The following is an 18,857-nucleotide window of genomic DNA, read 5'->3' on the forward strand; positions in this document are numbered from 1 at the left end:
CGCTTTGTCTGTCGCTTTGTCTGTCGCTTTGTCTGTCGCTTTGTCTGTCGCTTTGTCTGTCGCTTGGTCTGTCGCTTGGTCTGTCGCTTGGTCTGTCGCTTGGTCTGTCGCTTTGTCTGTCGCTTTGTCTGTCGCATCGGCATGCCGGCCGATGCGACGCGCGACGAAGCACGACCGCACCCGCCGACGAGCGCCGTCACGCCTCCGGCTCGCGCCGGATTTTCGCCTGGCGACGATTGCGGTCGTTCAGTATCTGGTGCCGGCGATGGTCGGTCATCTTCCTCCAGTCCCGCGCCTCGTCGCGTGTGCGCAGGCAGCCGACACAAAAGCCCGTTCGGCCGTCAAACGCGCACAGCTCGATACAGGGCGATTTCACGGCCACGGTCAGGCCGCCTTCGCAGGCGTCATCACTTCGACGGTCACGTGCGACACGCCGTCGAAACCCTCGATCAGCGCATGGTAGAAACGCGCGTCGCGCACCGTATCGACGGTCTCGACCGACACGATCGCGCTCATGTGGCCGGGGCCGACGCGCCACACGTGCAGATCGTTGACCTTGTCGCCAAGCGCCTCGATCGCGTGACGTACGCGCGCCGCCAGCTTGCGATCGACGTTGACGTCGAGCAGGATGCCGCCCGTATCGCGCATCAGCCCGTACGACCAGTTCGCGATGACGAGTGCGCCGATAATGCCCGCGACGGGATCCATCCAGACCCAACCGAACGCACGGGCGAGCAGCAGGCCGACGATGGCCAGCACCGACACGGCCGCATCGGCGATCACGTGAACGTAGGCCGAGCGGATGTTGTGGTCGCGATGGGCTGCCGTTTGCGAACCGTGATCGTGATGTGCGTGATGGTCATCATCGTCGTGATCATGATCGTGGTCGTGACCGTGGTCGTGCCCATGATGATGGCCGTGCCCATGGCCATGCCCGTGGTGATGGCCGCCGCTCAACAGCCACACGCTGGCGAGGTTCACCGCGAGCCCCAGCACGGCAATCGGAATCGCTTCGCCGAAGTGAATGGGCACCGGCGCCAGCAGACGCGCAACCGCCTCGTAGCCGATCAGGATCGCGATCATCGCGAGCACGATCGCGCTCGTGAAGCCGGCCAGGTCGCCCAGCTTGCCGGTGCCGAACACGAAGCGCGGATCGTCCGCATGCTTGCGCGCATAGGTATAGGCCAGCGCGGCGATCAGCATCGCGCCGGCGTGCGTCGACATGTGCAACCCGTCGGCGACGAGCGCGAGCGACCCGAACAGCGTGCCGCCGACGATCTCGGCCACCATCATCGCCGAGCACAGGCCGATGACCATCCAGGTCCTCCGCTCGTTCTGCTCGTGTGCCGCGCCGAGGAAGATATGGTCATGCCCCGCGCCGAACGCGTCATCCCGGAAAGTATTCATGCCCTGCCCCGATTACTTGAAATAGCTGTGCACCACGTCGATCAGCTGCTCGGTCGCGCTGCCTTCGTGTGCGTCAGGTTCGTGCGCATCGACCAGATGCTCGCGAATGTGGTCTTCCAGCACGACGGCCAGCAAGCCGTTCATCGCGCCGCGGCAACTCGTGATCAATTGCAGGACCTCGTTGCAGCCGTGCTCGTCCCCGAGCGCGCGCTCGATGGCCTCGACCTGGCCCTTGATACGACGCACGCGGTTCAGCAGCTTCTGTTTTTCACGAACGGTATGGCTCATCGACGACGGGCTCCTGAATAGGGAAGGGGAGTATATCTCCGGAAGGCTTCCCCTATAGGGGCGAGGGGTATTTTTTTTCGAGATGAAGGCTTGTCGAAAGAAATCCGCTCGGCTAGACTGCCCTTCGTCTTTGGGGAGTAGCCTGCTTTCCTTCCCCGGAAAGCGAACGCGTCAACACACTCGGCCTGCGGCCGTGGCGCGTTCAGCCTGATCGGCCTGGCGAGACCATGGGCGCATCGCGTCGTTCCTGGTCGGACGTCGGCGGATGCGCCATGGTTCGTCAGCGTCCGACCACGGAGTCCCCATGTTCCCCGCCGCCGTCTCCCCGCGTTTCGCCGCCGTCCGCACCCATGCCTGCGGAGGTGCCGCATGACCTTCATGTTTGTCGAACTGGCGGTCATGCTGATCGTCATCCTCGTCGCCGCCGAGGTCTTCACCAATGCACTCGAACATCTCGGCGAACGCCTGAAGATTTCCGAAGGCGTCACCGGTTCGCTGTTCGCCGCCGTCGGCACCGCGCTGCCCGAAACGATGGTGCCGCTGCTCGCGCTCGCCGGCGGCACGGCGAACCAGGCAGTGAACGAGGAGATCGGCGTCGGCGCGATTCTCGGCGCACCGCTGATGCTCGCGACGCTCACCACGTTCCTGATGACGCTCGCCGTGATCCGCTCGCGCGGACTGCGCGGCACGATCGCACCGGAACGCACGGGCTTCGTGCGCGACCTGAACTACTTCCTCGCCGCGTTCTCGCTGGCCACCGCCGCGATGTTCGTCCCGCATCACAACGGGGCCGTGCGCGCGCTGCTCGCCGCGATGCTGGTCGGGATCTACGTGATGTATGTCGTGATGACGTTCCGTGCGTCGAACCAGCTCGTCGATGCCGGGCATGGCACCGAAGCGCCGCACACGATGTTCCTGTCACGCCTGGGTGCGCCGACCAACCTGGCGACCATCGCGCTGCAGCTGCTCATCGGCCTCGCGCTGCTGGTCGGCGGTGCGAAGGGTTTCATTCACGGCGTGGAAGGCGTGTCGCACGTGCTCGGCGTATCGGCACTGCTGCTGTCGCTGATCATCGTGCCGATCGCGACGGAGCTGCCCGAGAAGGTCAACAGCGTGCTGTGGATCCGCCGCAGGAAGGACACGCTCGCGTTCGGCAACATCACCGGCGCGATGGTGTTCCAGGGCACGCTGCTGCCGGCGATCGGCATCATGCTGACGCCGTGGGAGCCGCGCCCCGAAGTGCTGACCGGCGTGATCATCACGCTCGCGGCGGCGGCGTGGCTGCGCTTCAATGCGCGCACGCGCGGGCTCGCGATCTGGGCATTGCTGGCGAACGGCGCGGGTTACGCAGGGTATCTGTTCCTGACACTGGCTCGATGATCTGATTCACACGGTCAGATCCCGCTGCCCTGCCCCGGGCGCGAACGATGCACCCCCGCGCCGCCCGCCCGCGCGGGGTTCAGATGCGCGTCTGGTTCACACGCTGCGACAGTTGTTCGGCGCTTTCCTTGCGCTCGCTGTACCGGTCCGTCAGGTACGTGCCGACGTCACGCGTGAGCAGCGTGAACTTGACCAGTTCCTCCATGACGTCGACGACCCGGTCGAAATACGCGGACGGCTTCATCCTGTCGTCGTCGCCGAATTCCATGAACGCCTTCGCGACGGACGACTGGTTCGGAATGGTCAGCATGCGCATCCAGCGCCCGAGCACCCGCATCTGGTTGACCGCGTTGAACGATTGCGATCCGCCGCTGACCTGCATGACCGCCAGCGTCTTGCCCTGCGTCGGCCGTACCGCGCCGACCGACAACGGAATCCAGTCGATCTGCGCTTTCATCACGCCGGTCATCGCGCCGTGTCGCTCGGGGGAACACCACACCATGCCCTCCGACCATTGCACGAGCTCGCGCAACTCCGCCACTTTCGGGTGGTGCTCGGGTGCATCGTCAGGCAACGGCAATCCGGCCGGATTGAAGATCCTGACATCGGCGCCCATGGCCGTCAGCAATCGCGCCGCTTCCTCGACCAGCAGCCGGCTGAACGAACGCGCGCGCAATGACCCGTAGAGCAACACGATGCGTGGCGGGTGCGTCGACGGCCGCGCGGGCCGCAGTGCGCTCGCGTCCGGTACGCGAAAGAGCGTGGCTTCGAGTTGCGGCAGATCGTTCAGGCTGTCAGACACGCTTGCCCTCCGCATCGATCACGATTTCGCCGTCTTCCTTCGCAAACGGCCCCTTCTGCGGATCGGGCAGGATATCGAGCACCTGCTCGGACGGGCGGCACAGCCGCGTGCCGAGCGGGGTGACGACGATCGGGCGATTGATCAGGAGCGGATGCGCGACCATGAAGCCGATCAGATCGTCGTCGCTCCATTTCGGATTGTCGAGATCGAGCGCTTCGTACGGCGTCCCCTTGCGACGCAGCACGTCACGAACGGGGATGCCCATCGCGGCGGTCAGCGCGCGCAATTCCTCCTGCCCCGGCGGCGTCTCGAGATAAAGCACGACACGAGGCTCGACGCCGGTGTTGCGAATCATGGCCAGCGTATTGCGCGACGTGCCGCAATCGGGGTTGTGATAGATGGTGATGTCGGTCATTTCCGGACTCCTGAATGGTTTCACGCGCGCTCGTACCAGCCCTTCGAGCGGTTGACGATGCGCACGACGAGCAGCATGACCGGCACCTCGATGAGCACGCCGACGACGGTCGCGAGCGCGGCGCCCGAGTGGAAGCCGAACAGGCTGATGGCGGCCGCTACGGCCAGTTCGAAGAAATTGGACGCGCCGATCAGCGCCGACGGGCACGCGATGCTGTGTTTCTCGCCAACGATGCGATTGAGCCCATAGGCGAGCGCTGCGTTGAAGAACACCTGGATCAGGATCGGCACCGCGAGCAGCGCGATCACCAGCGGTTGCTTCAGGATCGCCTCGCCCTGGAACGCGAACAGCAGTACCAGCGTAGCCAGCAGCGCGGCGATGGACCACGGGCCGATCTTCGCCATCGCGCGGTCGAACGCCGCCTGCCCCCTGGCGAGCAACAGCCTGCGCCACGCTTGCGCGAGGATCACCGGAATGACGATGTACAGCGCGACCGACGTGAGCAGCGTCGCCCAGGGCACCGTGATGGCGGACATCCCCAGCAACAGGCCGACCAGCGGCGCGAACGCGATCACCATGATGCTGTCGTTCAGCGCGACCTGCGACAGCGTGAACAGCGGATCGCCGCCCGTCAGCCGGCTCCACACGAACACCATCGCCGTGCACGGCGCGGCGGCCAGCAGGATCAGGCCGGCGATATAACTGTCGATCTGGTCGGCCGGCAGCATCGGCGCGAACAACTGCCGGATGAACAGCCAGCCGAGCAACGCCATCGAAAACGGTTTGACGAGCCAGTTCACGACGAGCGTGACGCCGATCCCCCGCACATGCTGCCGGACCTCATGCAACGCGCCGAAGTCGACCTTGACGAGCATCGGCACGATCATCACCCAGATCAACAGCCCGACGGGCAGGTTGACCTGCGCGTATTCCATGCGGCCGATGCGCTGGAAGAGCCCCGGCAGCGCCAGGCCCAGCGCGATGCCGAGCACGATGCAAAGCGCCACCCAGACGGTCAGGTAGCGCTCGAAGAAGCCGATGGCAGGCTTGAGCGCCACGGCTTGCGACGTGGCCACGTTCGAGCCGGTCATGGGCGATCCCCGCAGCAGGCCGGCGCCGCCGGCACGCCGCACGCGGCGCCCTCGCAGCAGTTCTCGGTCAGGAACCCGATGAGCCCGCTCATCGATTCGAAATTCGCCGCGTAATAGATGAACCGGCCGTCCTGACGCGCGGTGACCAGATCCGCATGCGACAAATCCTTCAGATGGAACGACAGGCTCGATGGCGACAGCCCGATCTGCTGGGCGATTGCGCCAGCCGGCAGCCCTTGCGGGCCGGCCACGACCAGCGCGCGAAAGATGGCGAGGCGCGCTTCATGAGCAAGCGCGCCCAAGGCGCGCACGACGAGATTGGAGTCCATGGCGCGAAGGATAGCGTCTTCATTTCGACATTTCAAGTATTGTTGAAATATAGGTGCCGATCCCCTGCCGTACAGCACTGGCGGGCTGCCCCCCACCCGTCGCACACCATCAAACGCAGCCGCACGAGCCGCATCCGGCCCGACACGCGCGGCGCCGGTGCAGCCGCCGCCCCGCTTCACGGGCGGGCGATGCACCGGCGCGCGCTCAGGTCAGGACGCCTTCACCAGCTTGACGATCGTCAGCGTGCCGTCGACCTTCTCGATCCGCACCTTGACCTTGTCGCCCGCATGCGCGTGGTCGAGCATCGCCGCGTCCTTCGCCTTGAACGCCATCGTCATCGGGGGCATCCCGACGTTGTCGAGCGCGCCGTGCTTCAGCGTGATCTTGCCGCTCGCGGCATCGACCTTCTTCACTTCGGCATCGGTCAGCGCGGCATTCGAGTCGGCCGCGCCGCCCGACGACATCTTCATGCCCGACATGTCCATGCCGGCCATGTCGCTGGCGGCAAAGGCGGGCGCGGTGAAAGCGCCGGTCGCGAGAACGGCTGCGGTGGTGGTGACAGTGATCCACTTCTTCATCGTGATTCTCCGGTTGGGATGGATGGCACGTTCGTGCCGTGAGGAACTGCATCGGAATGCCGCACGCGGCCCATGCTTCGCGCACGACGGCGCTGAAGCAGAAGCCAGGCGGCGGGAATGACGAACATCGACAGCAGCGGCGCCGTGACCATGCCGCCGACCATCGGCGCGGCGATGCGCTGCATCACTTCGGAACCGGCGCCGTGCCCGACCATGATCGGCACGAGGCCGGCGAGCACGACGGCGACCGTCATCGCCTTCGGCCGCACGCGCAGCACCGCGCCTTCGCGGATCGCGTCGAGCAGCAGCGCGTCGGTCAGCGGTTCGCCTGCGTCGAGCCGGCGCTGCAGCGCGCCCTTCAGGTACAGCAGCATCACGACGCCGAACTCGGCGGCCACGCCCGCGAGCGCGATGAAGCCCACCGATGTCGCGACCGACACCGCATGGCCGAGCGCCCACACGAGCCAGAAGCCGCCGATCAGCGCGAACGGCACCGTCGACATCAGCAGCAGCGCATCGGCCGCCGAGCCGAACGTGAGAAACAGCAGCACGAAGATCACCACGAGCGTGACCGGCACGACGGTACGCAGCTTGGCCGCCGCGCGTTCGAGATACTCGAACTGCCCCGACCACGCGATCGAATAGCCGGGCGGCAACGCGACCTGTTGCGCGACGGCCTGCTGCATCGCGCGCACGGCGCTCTGCAGATCGGTGCCGCGGATGTCGACGTACACGTAGCCGGACAATCGCGCGTTCTCGCTGCGGATCATCGGCGGCCCGTCGGCGATCGCGATGCGCGCGACGTCGCCCAGGCGGATCTGCGCGCCGCGCGCGGTGACGACCGGCAGTTGCCGCAGGTTCTCGACCGAATCGCGCACCTCGCGCGGGTAGCGGATGTTGATCGGGAAGCGCTCGCGCCCCGCGATCACTTCGCCGACATCGTCGCCGCCGACCGCCGACGACACGACCGACTGGATATCGGCCACCGACAGCCCGTAGCGCGCGGCGGCGAGCCGGTCGATGTCGACGTCGATGTAGCGGCCGCCGTTCAGCCGCTCCGCGAGCGCGGACGTGACGCCCGGCACGGGCTTCACCGCTGCCTCGACCTGCTTCGCGATCGCGTCGATGCCGGCCAGGTCGGGCCCGGAAATCTTCACGCCGACCGGCGTCTTGATGCCGGTGGACAGCATGTCGAGCCGGTTGCGGATCGGCGGCACCCACACGTTCGACAGGCCCGGCACCTTCACCGTGCGATCGAGTTCGTCGACGAGCTTCTCCGGCGTCATGCCGGGCCGCCATGCGCTGCGCGGCTTGAACCGGATCGTCGTCTCGAACATCTCGAGCGGCGCGGGATCGGTCGCGGTATCGGCACGGCCCGATTTGCCGAACACCGTGTCGACCTCGGGCACGGTCTTGATCAGCCGGTCGGTCTGCTGCAGCAGCTCGCTCGCCTTGTCGGCGGAAATGCCCGGCAGCGCGGTCGGCATGTACAGCAGGTCGCCTTCGTCGAGCGGCGGCATGAATTCGCCGCCGAGCCGCGACAACGGCACCGCCGTCAGTAACAGCGCGACGACCGCGACACCGATCGCGACCCACGGGCGCCGTAGCGTCGCTTCGAGCAGCGGCCGGTACAGGCGGATCAGCACGCGGTTGATCGGGTTCGCGTGCTCGTGCGGAATGCGGCCGCGCACGAGATAGCCCATCAGCACCGGCACCAGCGTCACCGACAGCCCGGCGGCGGCGGCGATCGTGTAGGTCTTCGTGAACGCCAGCGGCGCGAACAGCTTGCCCTCCTGACCTTCCAGCGAAAACACCGGGATGAACGACAGCGTGATGATCAGCAGCGAGAAGAACAGCGCGGGCCCGACCTCCGCAGCCGACGTCGCGACGAGCTCCCAACGTCGCGCGGACGTGATCGGTTCGCCGGGATGCGCGTGGTCGTACGCTTCGAGATGCTTGTGCGCGTTCTCGATCATCACGATCGCCGCGTCGATCATCGCGCCGATCGCGATCGCGATCCCGCCGAGCGACATCAGGTTCGCGTTGACGCCCTGGTAGCGCATCACGATGAACGCGGCCAGCACGCCGAGCGGCAGCGACAGGATCGCGACGAACGCGCTGCGCAGATGGAACAGGAACACCGCGCAGACGATGCCGACGATCACGAACTCCTCGATCAGCTTGTCCTTCAGGTTGCCCACCGCGCGCTCGATCAGTTGCGAACGATCGTAGGTCGTGACGATCTCGACGCCGGGCGGCAGCGAACGCTTCAGGTCGGCCAGCTTCGCCTTCACCGCGTCGATCGTCGTGAGCGCATTCTTGCCCGAGCGCATCACGACGACGCCGCCCGTCACCTCGCCCTGCCCGTTCAGCTCCGCGATCCCGCGCCGCATCGCGGGGCCGACCTGGATGCGCGCGACATCGCCGAGCAGCACCGGCGTACCGGCGTCGTTCGTGCGCAGCACCACGTGCCGGAAATCGTCGAGCGTGCGCAGGTAGCCGGTCGAGCGCACCATGTACTCCGACTCGGCCAGCTCGACCACCGAGCCGCCGGACGCCTGGTTCGCGTTGCCGAGCGCGTTCGCGATCTCCGCCTGCGTGATGCCGTACGCGCGCAGCTTGTCCGGATCGAGCACGACCTGGTACTGCTGCACCATGCCGCCGATGCTCGCGACTTCCGAGACGTCCGGCACGGCCTTCAGCTCGAACTTCAGGAACCAGTCGTTGAGCGCGCGCAGTTGCCCGAGATCGTGATGGCCGGTGCGATCGACGAGCGCGTACTCGTACACCCAGCCGACACCGGTCGCATCCGGCCCGAGCGAAACCGTCGCGCCAGCCGGCAGACGGCTCTGCACCTGGCTCAGGTATTCGAGCACGCGCGAGCGCGCCCAGTACGGATCGGTATGGTCGTCAAACAGCACGTAGACGAACGCATCGCCGAACGACGAATACGCGCGGACGGTTTTCGCGCCGGGCACGCCGAGCAGCGTGGTCGTCAACGGATAGGTCACCTGATCCTCGACGATCTGCGGTGCCTTGCCCGGATACGACGCCTTCACGATCACCTGCGTGTCCGACAGGTCGGGCAATGCATCGAGCGGCGTTTGCCGGAGCGAATGAACGCCCCACGCAGCGATCAGCACGGTAGCCAGCAACACGAGGAAGCGATTCCGGACCGACCAGAGAATGATGCGCGCGATCATCGTTCGCCTCCCTGCGGTTCGACCTTCGTCAGCCGATAGCCGTCGTCGCTTTGCGTGAACGCGAAGCGCACCGTCTGGCCCGGCTTCACGTCAGGGAACGCGGTGGCCGACGGCTTGCCGAACGCCATCGTCATCGCGCCCCAGCCGAGCGCCGGCACGGGCTGATGCGAGAACGTGATGTCGTCGGCCGTGACCTGTTCGACTTTGCCGGTGGTTTCGTAGATCGGCGCCGACGCTTTCGGTGCCGACGCGGATGTCGCCTTCGCGCCGCTTGCGCCGGTGTCGCTCTCCAGTCTCGGCAGGACGCTCTTCAGGCTCGCCTCGGAATCGATCAGGAACTGCCCCGATGCAACGACCGTGTCGCCTTCGTTCAACCCGTCGAGCACCTCCGTGTCGCCGCCGATGTCGTTGCCGGTCGTCACCTGCACCGGCTGGAGCCGGCCGTCACCGTTCTTCACGATGACGATCGTGCGCTTGCCCGTCGCGATCACCGCCTCGGACGGCACGAGCAGGCGCGACACGCTCGCCTTCCCGGCGACCCGCACGCGCATCAGCATGCCGGGCGTGAGCTTCAGCGCGGCGTTGTCGAGCTCCACGCGCGCCTGCAGCGTGCGGCTGCTCGTGCTGATGCCGGGCAGCACTTCGCGGATGCGTCCGGTGAAATGCCGCGCCGGATCGCCCGCGAACGTCGCGTCGACCGGCATCCCCGGCTGCACGTTCAGCGCAAGCGCTTCCGGCACCTCGACGATGAGCCACAGCGTCGACAGTCCCGCGATCTTCGCCAGCGTCTGACCGGGCGCGACCATCGCGCCGTCCCGCACGTTCAGCTCGCTGACGACGCCGGTTTCCGGTGCAGTCAGCACGACGTGCGTCTGCGCGCGGCCGGTGCGGTCGAGGTTCGCGATCATGCCGTCGGGAATCGACAGCGCGCGCATCCGGGCGCGCGACGCATCGAGCAGGCTGCCGTCCATCCCGCCGCGCTTGAGCGCGAGGTATTCCTCCTGCGGCGCGAGCCAGTCGGGCACGAACAGCGACGCCACCGGCGCGCCCTTCGCGATGCGCTGCATCGGTGCGCGCGCATAGAGACGGTCGATGTAACCGGTGACGCGAGACTGGACGACGTCCGCCCGCGATTCGTCGAATTGCGTGGTGCCCACCGCATCGAAGCCGGCCGCCGTCTGCTGGCGGCGCACGGTCGCATAACGGATGCCGAGATTCTGCTGCAGGCCCGGATCGATCCGGATACCGGACGCGCCGCCACCTTCGTCCGCATAGACCGGCTGCAACTGCATGTCCATGAACGGCGACTTGCCCGGTTTGTCGAAGTGCTGGTTCGGCACCATCGGGTCGTGCCAGTACAGCACCTTGCGGCCCGTGTTCGGGTTGGTGTTGCCGGCAGGTGCTGCACCGTTCGCGGCGACCGATGCGGCCGTCGCCACGCCGCCTGCCGCATGGCGTGTGCCCGCGACATAACCGGCGCCGAGCAGCGCCGCGGCAGCGAACGTCAACAACACCGCGCGCGCCAGTGATTGCTTCTTCATGAGGTTCTCCTTCACTGTGCGGCAGCCATCGTCGACGGCACGACCTGATATTCGAGCTGCGCCCAGGTCTGCGACACGTCGCGCCTGAGATCGAGCACCTGCAACTGCGCGTCCAGCTGCGCGCGGCGCGCGGCGAACGTATCGGCGAGTGAGCCCGTGCCGGCCCGGTAGGCGGCATTGGCCAGTTGCACGCGCTGGTCGGCAGCGGGCAACAGCGATGCACTCAGGTTCGCGATACGTTCGCGGCCGCTCGCGAGTGTTTCGGACTGCGTGCGGATATCGGCCTGCACCTGGCGCAGCGTGTCCTCGTACATCAGGCGCGCCTTCGTCGCGAGCGCGGCCTTCTCGGCGACGTCGCGGTTCTGGCGGTTCTTGCGGTTGATCGGCAACGGAATCGTGACGCCGACGGACACCATGTTCGAATACGCGCCGCCACGCTGCTGGTACGCAACCTCCCACGTCCAGTTCGGGCTGCGTTCGCTGTTCGCGACGGCCGTATCGGCTTCGGCTACGGCAATATCGTCGGCGGCCGTGATCAGCGCCGGCTGCGACAGGCGCAGCTCGTCCGGCGGCAACGACGACACGAACGATTCCGGCGCGGGCGGCGTGCCCGTGACATCCGCCGCCGGCACGGCGGTCCAGCGCGACAACGCGATGAGCGCGGTCTGGTAGACCTGCTGCGCTTTCAGCCATTGATCCTGCGTCTGCGCGAGCATGGCCCGCGCCTGGACGACATCGGCCGCACTTGCCTTCGCGCCGCGATACGACGCCTTCGTCGCGTCGAATTCATGGTTCATGTGATCGAGCAGCGCCTGTTGGAGCGCGAGCGCCTGTTTCGCGTAGACGGCGTTCAGCCACGCCGTTGCGGTTTGCTGGCGTACGCTCGCGAGCTGCGCGAGATAGCCGGCGCGCTCGCGCCCGACCTGCTCGTCGGCCAGCGCCGATCGCAGGCGCCGCTTGTCGCCGGACACCCACTCCTGCTCGATGCCGATGCGACGCATCGTCATGAAGTCCTGGCCGACGGTGAAGCGCTGGCCGCCATTGACCGGCAGGTTGTCGATGCCGGCCTTGAGCATCGGGTCGGGCAGCTGGCCGGCCTTCACGGCCGCCTCCGAGCTGGCGCGCACCGAAGCCTGTGCGGCCTGCATCGACGCGGAATGATCGGTGGCGGACTGCAGCGCGGCGTCCAGCGTAAAAGGCGGTTGCTGCGCGTGAACCGCGCCCGCAACCAGCAGCGCCGCCCAAAGCATGGGCGCGCGCCGGCGCGCACGCCGCGCAAGCGGCGTGCCGAAATGGAATGACATGGTTTAACCCCAACGGCGGAACCCCATAGGGATTCCACGTCCTGCGCACAGGACGAACCTCACCGCGAATGCGGCGAACCTATCGGATCGGGATCAGCTGATGCGTGGAGGGCGCCACAACCCGCTCGGGTCGCGGACCGGGACGGACTGCGTGTAGTGGAAGACGATCGTGCTGGCGAACGCAGCAGGGCGGCTGATATCGGCGCGGGCGGCCGGATGATAGAGACTGCCGAACTGGCATTGGGCCGTCACCTTGCAGGCCATGCCCTTCGCTTTGGCCTTCGTGGTGCCGGCGGATGACGACTTCATCGAATCGCATCCCGGCATGTCGGCGGACATGCCGGCGTCCATGTCCATCGACATGCCCTGCTGCATCATCGGACATTCCCCGGTCAGCCCGCTGGCTGCCAGCCCGCTGATGGGCAGCACCGCGCAAAGCAGCAGCAGGATGATGGTCCGGAGGAATTTCATGGCGGCGATTATAGCGCGAGGTTTTGCTGCGTGGCGGCGCGTCGATATGGCGGAGCGACGCGCCGTAGCCGTAGCCGCGGCCTCCGCCGCACGCTACCGCACTACCGCACTACCGCGCCAACGCGTCAGCCTCCAGCACGGCCCCCACCGCCGGTCGCGCCCGAACCCGCTCGTACCACGCCCGCAGGTGTTCGTACCCGCTCAGGTCGATATCCGCGTTGTACACCGACCGCATCCAGTCGGCCTTGCCCCACCCCGTCAGCGCGAACAGGTACGCATCGGCGACCGTGAACGTGTCGCCCGTCAAGAACGCGTTGCCGTCGAGCTGACGGTCGATCCATGCAAAACGGCTGTCGAGTTTCGTTCTCGCCGGATCGACGTATTTCCCCGCCTGCACCGCGTACAGCAGCGGAATGAAACCCTTGTGGATTTCCGCCGTGAGAAAATTCAGCCATTCCATCAGCCGATAGCGGGCGAGCGTGCCATACGCAGGCGCAAGCGCGGCTTCCGGGCACAGATCCGCGAGATACTGCGCGATCACCGGGCCTTCGCGCAGCAGCGTGCCGTCGTCGAGTTCGAGCAGCGGCACGTAGCCGAGTTCGGTCACATCGTAGTAATTGCGCCCGTCTTCAATGACGTGTTTGCGCGCGTCGACCTTGATGACCTCCGCGTCGATGCCGCCTTCGCGCAGCACGATGCAGATGGCCTGCGAACAGCTTCCGGGAGCGTGATAGAGCTTCATGCGTTTCCTTCGTGGGTTGTCCATGTATCGATTCGCCGCGACGCGGGCGCTAATATCTCGCATCGGCGCAGGGCTGGGAAGACGGCAGTCGTTTGTGCCGTAGTCACAAAAAATTTACCGACCAGGATTCAGCACGATGAAAACGAGTGCGACCGGATGTTCCGTTGAAGAAGCGATGCGCCTGCTCGGCGGCCGCTGGCGGCTGCTGCTGGTGTCGTATCTGCTCGACGGGCCGCGACGCTTCAGCGACCTGCGCCGCGACATGCCCGGCATCTCGCAACGGATGCTGACGCTCGACCTGCGCGCACTCGAAGACGCGGGGCTCGTGCGGCGCACCATCTATCCGGAAGTGCCGGTGCGGGTCGAGTACGACCTGACCGCCGACGGCGACCGGCTGCGGCCCGTCGTCGAGGTCATGCGCGAATTCGGGCTGTGGCTGAAGGCACGCGATGCCGATGCGTCGTGCGATACCGGCGTGCCGCCCGGCGCGGCAGCCACGATCGAAACGGCCCTCCATTCCACCCGATAACCCCATACAACCCTTACGCGGGAACCTACGTTCATGGAACTTCATGCCACCGTCGGCGCGGCGACGTCCGATCTCGACGACGACGAAAGCTTCGCCAACATCTACTGTCACGACGCCGAGCAGGACTATTGCTTCGCGCTATCGCGCTTTCCGGACGACACGCTGATCGAAGTGATGGTGCGCGACCAGATCAACTGGCGCGTCAAGGATCTGTCGGTGCGCCGGACGGACGACACGATCGACGTCGAACTCGAACCCGGCATCGCCGCGCGTCTCGATGGCCAGACGCGCTACGTGATCCATCTCGCACCCGGCCAGTACGATCCGGTCGCGCTGCGCGCCGCGCTGAAGGAGATCTTCGTCGGCAAGAACGGTTTTCAGGACGACAGCACGCGCGGCTAACGGCTCAGTCGCACGGTCATCGTCGCCTTCGCGATGGCCTGGTAGTGAGCAGTGAAGCCGACGACCGCAGGCGTCGCGTCACGCTCGACCGGCAGCTTCGCCACCTTGAGCGCGGTCAGCGCAATGACGTAGCGATGTGTCTCGCCCTGCGGCGGACACGGGCCAAGATAGCCGGCGTGGCCGGTGTCGTTCTTCATCGGGACGGCACCCGGCGGCAGTCCGGCAACGTCATTGCCCGAGCCGGGCGCGATACCATGCGCCGACGCCGGTATGTCGGCGACGACCCAGTGCCAGAATCCGGAACCCGTCGGTGCGTCGGCATCGAACATCGTCAGCAGGTAGCTTTGCGTTCCCTCCGGGGCACCGCTCCACTGTATGGATGGCGAAATGTTTTGACCGTGGCAGCCGAAGCTGTCCGATACCTGTGCGTGATCAAACGCGCCGCCGGCGAGCTCCGCGCTTTCGATCGAGAAATCGCCCGCCCGCGCCGTACCGACAGCGAGCATCGCAACGCAAAGGGCGAAACCGGGCTTGAATGTCTTCATCGTCAACCTCACCAGCAAACAGGAATGGAACCGACATTCTTGCAATCGCGCCAACCCCGAACAAGGCGGGCAAAGGTACCGGTATCGCTACTACCCGGCAACGCCAAACCGAGTCTGAGCCGCTCGCGCAAAAAACCGGATGCCGGTACATTGGCGGCAAACGGAAGCCGGGGCCGGCCGCTTCCATCCTCACCACGCCCTTCATGCCTGATCCGACCATGACGCGCCCCTCGCGACTCCGTGCGCTGCTCCACGGCTCCATGCTGCTCGTCGCCTGCACATCGCTCGCGCCCGCCGCGCACGCGGCCAAACCGCTGCTCACGTTCAAGGTCGACGACACCGTCACGGCCCGCGTCGAACGGGCGGATAGCGAGCACATCACCGTGCGCTTCCTGCCGAGCGGCAAGACGCAAACGCTCGACGTGACCGCCGCCGACGAGGAAGGCCACTATCACCTCGCGTCGGACGACTACAACTTCGACGGCCACCGCGATCTCGCGATGCACGCGACGCTCGGCATGGTCAACGACAGCTACGGCATCTACCTGTACAACGCCGCGCGCCAGCAGTTCGAGCCGCTGCGGATGCCGGCGAGCAACATGCCGCACGGCAATTGCGACGACCTGGTCAACGTGGTGGCGAAGCCGAAGGAGCGCACGCTGTACAGCTCGTGTCGCGGCGGGCCGATCTGGTACACCGATGCGTATCGCTTCGACGCCGGCGGCAGGATGTACCTGTACCAATCCAGCGAGGCGATACCGGACGACTTGCGCGACCTGCTCGACGCGGACAACGGCCCGTCGTCGATGCTGCTGACCTACGACGCACAAGGCAAGCGCGTGTCGCGCCGCCCCGACGCCTACGGCGGCGGCACCGTCACGTTCAAGGTGCGCCCGGCGCGCCTGCCGCTGCACGACGCGATGACCGACGCACCCACGCGCCGCTATGTCGTCGCAGGCGACACGGTGGAGGTGATCGACGCGAGTGCCGATTTCCAGTGGCTGAAGGTGCGGTATCGCAACCCGCACGCGGGCGTGGTGCAGGGCTGGGTTAGTGCGAAGGAGGCGATGGGCGACTGATGCAAGCGGCATTTTCGCCGCGCTTTCCCACATACTGAACGCGCAACATCCCATCAATAGGGATACCTGTCCAAATGTTGACGCGCTTCCCGCCACGGCTCTAACGTTCACCCCAACGCCATTCGATTCGGCCGCCCCGCTCGCGGGCGACGGCCGGGCATAGAACACAGGAGACAGCCGTGGCCCATTCCGCGTCGCGCACCCACGCCAACCCGCCGGATCAGTTGCACGCCCACGCCGGCATCGCATCCGATTCCGCCGCCCGTGCGGCCGCGGCACAAGCAGCGCCACCGAGCCGCAAGCGGCTGCTGATCCTCGCGCTGCTGTTCGTCACGGTCGTGATCAACTATCTCGACCGCAGCAACCTGTCGATCGCCGCGCCCGCCTTGTTCAAGGAACTGAATATCGATCCCGTGCGCGCGGGCCTGGTGTTCTCGGCATTCGGCTGGACCTACGCGCTGATGCAATTGCCGGGCGGCTGGCTCGTCGACAAGGTATCGCCCCGCGTGCTGTATGCAGGCGCGCTTGCGTTGTGGTCGGCCGCGACGTTGCTGCTCGGCTTCGCCGGTTCGTTCGTCGGGCTGATCGTGCTGCGTCTCGCGGTCGGCGCGCTCGAAGCGCCGGCCTACCCGATCAACAACCGCGTGGTGACGACCTGGTTCCCGACCCGCGAGCGCGCGAGCGCGATCGGCGGCTACACGTCGGGCCAGTTCGTCGGCCTCGCATTCCTCACGCCGGTGCTCGCGTGGCTGCAGGTGCATCTCGGCTGGCACATGGTGTTCGTCGCGACCGGCATCGCCGGCATCGTATGGGCCGCGATCTGGTATGCGGTGTATCGCGAGCCGCGCGCGTTTCGCGGCGTCAACGCGGCCGAAATCGCGCTGATCCGCGACGGCGGCGGCCTCGTCGATCTCGAGGACCGCATCGCAGCGCGCACCGAACGCGCACCGTCGACGTGGCGCGACCTCGGCGTCGTGCTCGGCCGGCGCAAGCTGTGGGGCATCTATCTCGGCCAGTTCGCGCTGAACTCGACGCTGTGGTTCTTCCTCACGTGGTTTCCGACCTATCTCGTCAAGTATCGCGGAATGGATTTCATCAAGTCGGGCTTTCTCGCGTCGCTGCCGTTCCTCGCCGCGTTCGTCGGCGTGCTGTGCTCGGGCGTGCTGTCGGACTGGCTGATGCGCCGCGGTGCATCTCAGGGCTTCGCGCGCAAGCTGCCGATCATCTCGGGGCTGCTGATCTCGACCTGCATCATCGGCGCGAACTACGTCACGTCGACCGGCTGGGTAATCGCGTTCATGACGATCGCGTTCTTCGGCAATGGCTTCGCGTCGATCACGTGGTCGCTCGTATCGGGGCTCGCGCCCGCGCGGCTGATCGGCCTTACGGGCGGCGTGTTCAACCTGATCGGCAACCTGTCCGCGATCGCGACGCCGATCGTGATCGGGCTGCTCGTGAACGGCGCGGACTTCTCGCGCGCGATCACCTACATCGCCGCAATGGCGCTCGCGGGCAGCCTGTCGTACGGGTTGCTCGTCGGCAAGGTCGAACGCATCGACGCATGAACGTCACGAGGGCGGCACACGCGTGCCGCGTCAGAACCGCATGAACCCGTCGCGCGCGAGATCGTACGGATTGCCGGCCACGTAGTCGAGCGCGCACGTATCGGTATCGATGCCGACGGTAAGCAGCGTTTCCCAGCGCTCGGTGTCGGGCATCGACAGGTCCGGATGGAAACACACAATGGCCTGGTCGCCGGCCGCACCGCACATCGCCGCCGCGCGCTCGCGCACGTCGGCGCTCGTCATGCCTGCCACGACCTCGTTCAGGTGCGCGAAGCGTTCGCGCGTGGTCGAGCTGTCGGGCATGCATTCGCCGCCGCTCAACGCACGATCGAGGAAGTGGTTCGTATGCAGCAGCCAGCCGTCCGGACGCGGCACGACCACGCCGATACCGGACGGGCTCAGCTCGATGCTCGCCGCGCGCGGGTTCGCGTCATGCCGTGTGAACACGGTCAGCACCGTCGATGCGCTCACGCGCGCGGTGCGCGCGAGTTCGATCGCCTCCTGCACCGTCGTCGCATCTTCGAGCAGGCGCCGCGCGATCGCGTGCACGGGCACGCCGGCGCTGTCGTTGTCGCTCGCGTGATGCAGGATGTTGAAGTGCAGCCCGAGCCCCGCGCCGTTCACACCGAGCTTCGCCAGCATCCCGAACTCGGAGAACAGCTTGACGGTGCGGCCGTGCGGCGTCGCGAACTGCATCAGCAGCCCCTGCGGCGCGAGGCTGTCGTGCCAGTCCCACGTCTGCAGCGTGCGCGGCGCGTGCGGGCCGGCCGGCGCGTAAACGGTCGTCGAGCACTCGCCTTCGGCCGATGCGGGCGCGGTCGCGAGGATCTCGGTGCGCGCGTTCAGGCACGCGAGCTGCCAGCGCGGCAAGTCGACGCCGTCGGCGATCGCCTCGACTTCGGCGGCGAGGCGCGGGCACCACGCCCCGAGCGCGGCCAGGCTCGCTTCGCCGATCTCCCGCGCACGCTGCGGCTCGATGCCGAGCTTCGAGAAGAACGCGAGGTAAAGCGCGACCGTCTCGCGAATCTCCGGCGCGAAGCGCGCGCCGATCAGGCGGCCGCGCTCGCGCGGATCGGTGAGGTCGGTCACGAAGGTGTGCAGCTTCAAGGTCAAATCTCCTGTGTTGAATGCGTTCCGGGCCCGCACGGCCCGGAACGTGATGCAGCGCGCAGCCGCTCGACCGGT

Annotated in this window: 20 protein-coding genes and 1 riboswitch; of the genes, 5 read left to right on the forward strand and 15 right to left on the reverse strand. The window is 66.6% G+C overall.

Going from position 1 to position 18,857, the window contains the following annotated elements; genetic code table 11:
* Positions 1-196 precede the first annotated feature (196 nt).
* From HAV18_RS09865 to HAV18_RS09875, 3 genes are read right to left on the reverse strand one after another with little or no spacing between them, the layout of a single operon-like run.
* The gene (locus HAV18_RS09865; RefSeq protein WP_166955111.1) at positions 197-382 is read right to left on the reverse strand and encodes a DUF1289 domain-containing protein; all 186 of its coding nucleotides are present in this window, start codon (positions 380-382) and stop codon (positions 197-199) included.
* A gap of 2 nt (positions 383-384) precedes the next feature.
* On the reverse strand, positions 385-1,407 hold the full coding sequence (gene dmeF, locus HAV18_RS09870; RefSeq protein WP_166955120.1) for a CDF family Co(II)/Ni(II) efflux transporter DmeF: 1,023 nt from the start codon (positions 1,405-1,407) through the stop codon (positions 385-387).
* Between the two features lie 12 nt (positions 1,408-1,419).
* Positions 1,420-1,695 carry a metal/formaldehyde-sensitive transcriptional repressor gene (locus tag HAV18_RS09875; protein WP_166955122.1) on the reverse strand — a complete coding sequence of 92 codons (276 nt, stop codon included), beginning with the start codon at positions 1,693-1,695 and terminating at the stop codon, positions 1,420-1,422.
* Positions 1,696-1,815: 120 nt separating this feature from the next.
* A riboswitch (yybP-ykoY riboswitch) is annotated at positions 1,816-1,950 on the forward strand.
* 114 nt (positions 1,951-2,064) lie between these two features.
* Here HAV18_RS09875 and HAV18_RS09880 point away from each other — a divergent pair.
* On the forward strand, positions 2,065-3,075 hold the full coding sequence (locus HAV18_RS09880; RefSeq protein ID WP_166955124.1) for a sodium:calcium antiporter: 1,011 nt from the start codon (positions 2,065-2,067) through the stop codon (positions 3,073-3,075).
* 79 nt (positions 3,076-3,154) lie between these two features.
* On the opposite strand, the gene arsH is transcribed toward HAV18_RS09880, so the two are convergent.
* The 10 genes from arsH to HAV18_RS09930 all read right to left on the reverse strand — a co-directional run bounded on the left by arsH (position 3,155) and on the right by HAV18_RS09930 (position 13,552).
* Positions 3,155-3,892 (reverse strand): arsenical resistance protein ArsH, encoded by a 738-nt coding sequence (arsH, locus tag HAV18_RS09885; protein WP_166955126.1) that lies wholly within the window; start codon positions 3,890-3,892, stop codon positions 3,155-3,157.
* Positions 3,870-4,292, reverse strand: a complete 423-nt coding sequence (arsC, locus tag HAV18_RS09890; protein WP_166955128.1) for an arsenate reductase (glutaredoxin) — start codon at positions 4,290-4,292, stop codon at positions 3,870-3,872. Before arsC ends, arsH begins: the two co-directional genes overlap by 23 nt.
* Before the next feature lie 20 nt (positions 4,293-4,312).
* Positions 4,313-5,383 carry an ACR3 family arsenite efflux transporter gene (gene arsB / locus HAV18_RS09895; protein WP_166955130.1) on the reverse strand — a complete coding sequence of 357 codons (1,071 nt, stop codon included), beginning with the start codon at positions 5,381-5,383 and terminating at the stop codon, positions 4,313-4,315.
* On the reverse strand, positions 5,380-5,712 hold the full coding sequence (locus tag HAV18_RS09900; RefSeq protein WP_166955132.1) for a helix-turn-helix transcriptional regulator: 333 nt from the start codon (positions 5,710-5,712) through the stop codon (positions 5,380-5,382). The genes arsB and HAV18_RS09900 overlap by 4 nt, the downstream gene beginning before the upstream one ends.
* 210 nt (positions 5,713-5,922) lie before the next feature.
* Positions 5,923-6,291, reverse strand: coding sequence for a copper-binding protein (locus tag HAV18_RS09905; protein ID WP_166955134.1), 369 nt, complete (start codon positions 6,289-6,291; stop codon positions 5,923-5,925).
* Positions 6,288-9,494 (reverse strand): efflux RND transporter permease subunit, encoded by a 3,207-nt coding sequence (locus tag HAV18_RS09910; RefSeq protein ID WP_166955136.1) that lies wholly within the window; start codon positions 9,492-9,494, stop codon positions 6,288-6,290. Before HAV18_RS09910 ends, HAV18_RS09905 begins: the two co-directional genes overlap by 4 nt.
* The gene (locus HAV18_RS09915) at positions 9,491-11,035 is read right to left on the reverse strand and encodes an efflux RND transporter periplasmic adaptor subunit (protein ID WP_166955138.1); all 1,545 of its coding nucleotides are present in this window, start codon (positions 11,033-11,035) and stop codon (positions 9,491-9,493) included. The genes HAV18_RS09910 and HAV18_RS09915 overlap by 4 nt, the downstream gene beginning before the upstream one ends.
* An 11-nt stretch (positions 11,036-11,046) precedes the next feature.
* Positions 11,047-12,339, reverse strand: coding sequence for a TolC family protein (locus HAV18_RS09920; protein ID WP_166955140.1), 1,293 nt, complete (start codon positions 12,337-12,339; stop codon positions 11,047-11,049).
* A gap of 93 nt (positions 12,340-12,432) precedes the next feature.
* Complete coding sequence (locus HAV18_RS09925) at positions 12,433-12,810, reverse strand: hypothetical protein (RefSeq protein WP_166955142.1); 378 nt, start codon at positions 12,808-12,810, stop codon at positions 12,433-12,435.
* 109 nt (positions 12,811-12,919) lie between these two features.
* Entirely contained in the window at positions 12,920-13,552 is a 633-nt protein-coding gene (locus tag HAV18_RS09930) for a glutathione binding-like protein (protein WP_166955144.1), read from the reverse strand.
* Between the two features lie 136 nt (positions 13,553-13,688).
* Between HAV18_RS09930 and HAV18_RS09935 the strand changes: the two genes are divergently transcribed.
* Entirely contained in the window at positions 13,689-14,081 is a 393-nt protein-coding gene (locus HAV18_RS09935) for a helix-turn-helix domain-containing protein (protein ID WP_166955146.1), read from the forward strand.
* Positions 14,082-14,114: 33 nt separating this feature from the next.
* Positions 14,115-14,483, forward strand: coding sequence for a hypothetical protein (locus HAV18_RS09940; RefSeq protein WP_166955148.1), 369 nt, complete (start codon positions 14,115-14,117; stop codon positions 14,481-14,483).
* Here HAV18_RS09940 and HAV18_RS09945 read toward each other — a convergent pair.
* Positions 14,480-15,082, reverse strand: coding sequence for a YbhB/YbcL family Raf kinase inhibitor-like protein (locus tag HAV18_RS09945; protein ID WP_243771592.1), 603 nt, complete (start codon positions 15,080-15,082; stop codon positions 14,480-14,482). The genes HAV18_RS09940 and HAV18_RS09945 overlap by 4 nt on opposite strands.
* 164 nt (positions 15,083-15,246) lie before the next feature.
* On the opposite strand from HAV18_RS09945, the gene HAV18_RS09950 reads away from it, so the two are divergent.
* The gene (locus HAV18_RS09950) at positions 15,247-16,107 is read left to right on the forward strand and encodes an SH3 domain-containing protein (protein WP_166955150.1); all 861 of its coding nucleotides are present in this window, start codon (positions 15,247-15,249) and stop codon (positions 16,105-16,107) included.
* A gap of 179 nt (positions 16,108-16,286) precedes the next feature.
* On the forward strand, positions 16,287-17,672 hold the full coding sequence (locus HAV18_RS09955) for an MFS transporter (protein WP_166955152.1): 1,386 nt from the start codon (positions 16,287-16,289) through the stop codon (positions 17,670-17,672).
* A 30-nt stretch (positions 17,673-17,702) separates the two neighbouring features.
* Here HAV18_RS09955 and HAV18_RS09960 read toward each other — a convergent pair whose 3' ends face one another.
* Positions 17,703-18,779 (reverse strand): C45 family peptidase, encoded by a 1,077-nt coding sequence (locus tag HAV18_RS09960; RefSeq protein ID WP_166955154.1) that lies wholly within the window; start codon positions 18,777-18,779, stop codon positions 17,703-17,705.
* Positions 18,780-18,857: the final 78 nt, after the last annotated feature.

Origin of the sequence: Burkholderia sp. D-99 (assembly GCF_011605345.1) — a bacterium.
GTDB lineage: Bacteria > Pseudomonadota > Gammaproteobacteria > Burkholderiales > Burkholderiaceae > Burkholderia.

What these genes read in the sequence shown, in the direction of transcription:
- dmeF (WP_166955120.1), bottom strand. Translation starts at nt 1,407, where the DNA reads ATGAATACTTTCCGGGATGACGCGTTCGGCGCGGGGCATGACCATATC.
- HAV18_RS09875 (WP_166955122.1), bottom strand. Translation starts at nt 1,695, where the DNA reads ATGAGCCATACCGTTCGTGAAAAACAGAAGCTGCTGAACCGCGTGCGT.
- HAV18_RS09880 (WP_166955124.1), top strand. Translation starts at nt 2,065, where the DNA reads ATGACCTTCATGTTTGTCGAACTGGCGGTCATGCTGATCGTCATCCTC.
- arsH (WP_166955126.1), bottom strand. Translation starts at nt 3,892, where the DNA reads ATGCGGAGGGCAAGCGTGTCTGACAGCCTGAACGATCTGCCGCAACTC.
- arsC (WP_166955128.1), bottom strand. Translation starts at nt 4,292, where the DNA reads ATGACCGACATCACCATCTATCACAACCCCGATTGCGGCACGTCGCGC.
- arsB (WP_166955130.1), bottom strand. Translation starts at nt 5,383, where the DNA reads ATGACCGGCTCGAACGTGGCCACGTCGCAAGCCGTGGCGCTCAAGCCT.
- HAV18_RS09900 (WP_166955132.1), bottom strand. Translation starts at nt 5,712, where the DNA reads ATGGACTCCAATCTCGTCGTGCGCGCCTTGGGCGCGCTTGCTCATGAA.
- HAV18_RS09905 (WP_166955134.1), bottom strand. Translation starts at nt 6,291, where the DNA reads ATGAAGAAGTGGATCACTGTCACCACCACCGCAGCCGTTCTCGCGACC.
- HAV18_RS09910 (WP_166955136.1), bottom strand. Translation starts at nt 9,494, where the DNA reads ATGATCGCGCGCATCATTCTCTGGTCGGTCCGGAATCGCTTCCTCGTG.
- HAV18_RS09915 (WP_166955138.1), bottom strand. Translation starts at nt 11,035, where the DNA reads ATGAAGAAGCAATCACTGGCGCGCGCGGTGTTGTTGACGTTCGCTGCC.
- HAV18_RS09920 (WP_166955140.1), bottom strand. Translation starts at nt 12,339, where the DNA reads ATGTCATTCCATTTCGGCACGCCGCTTGCGCGGCGTGCGCGCCGGCGC.
- HAV18_RS09925 (WP_166955142.1), bottom strand. Translation starts at nt 12,810, where the DNA reads ATGAAATTCCTCCGGACCATCATCCTGCTGCTGCTTTGCGCGGTGCTG.
- HAV18_RS09930 (WP_166955144.1), bottom strand. Translation starts at nt 13,552, where the DNA reads ATGAAGCTCTATCACGCTCCCGGAAGCTGTTCGCAGGCCATCTGCATC.
- HAV18_RS09935 (WP_166955146.1), top strand. Translation starts at nt 13,689, where the DNA reads ATGAAAACGAGTGCGACCGGATGTTCCGTTGAAGAAGCGATGCGCCTG.
- HAV18_RS09940 (WP_166955148.1), top strand. Translation starts at nt 14,115, where the DNA reads ATGGAACTTCATGCCACCGTCGGCGCGGCGACGTCCGATCTCGACGAC.
- HAV18_RS09950 (WP_166955150.1), top strand. Translation starts at nt 15,247, where the DNA reads ATGACGCGCCCCTCGCGACTCCGTGCGCTGCTCCACGGCTCCATGCTG.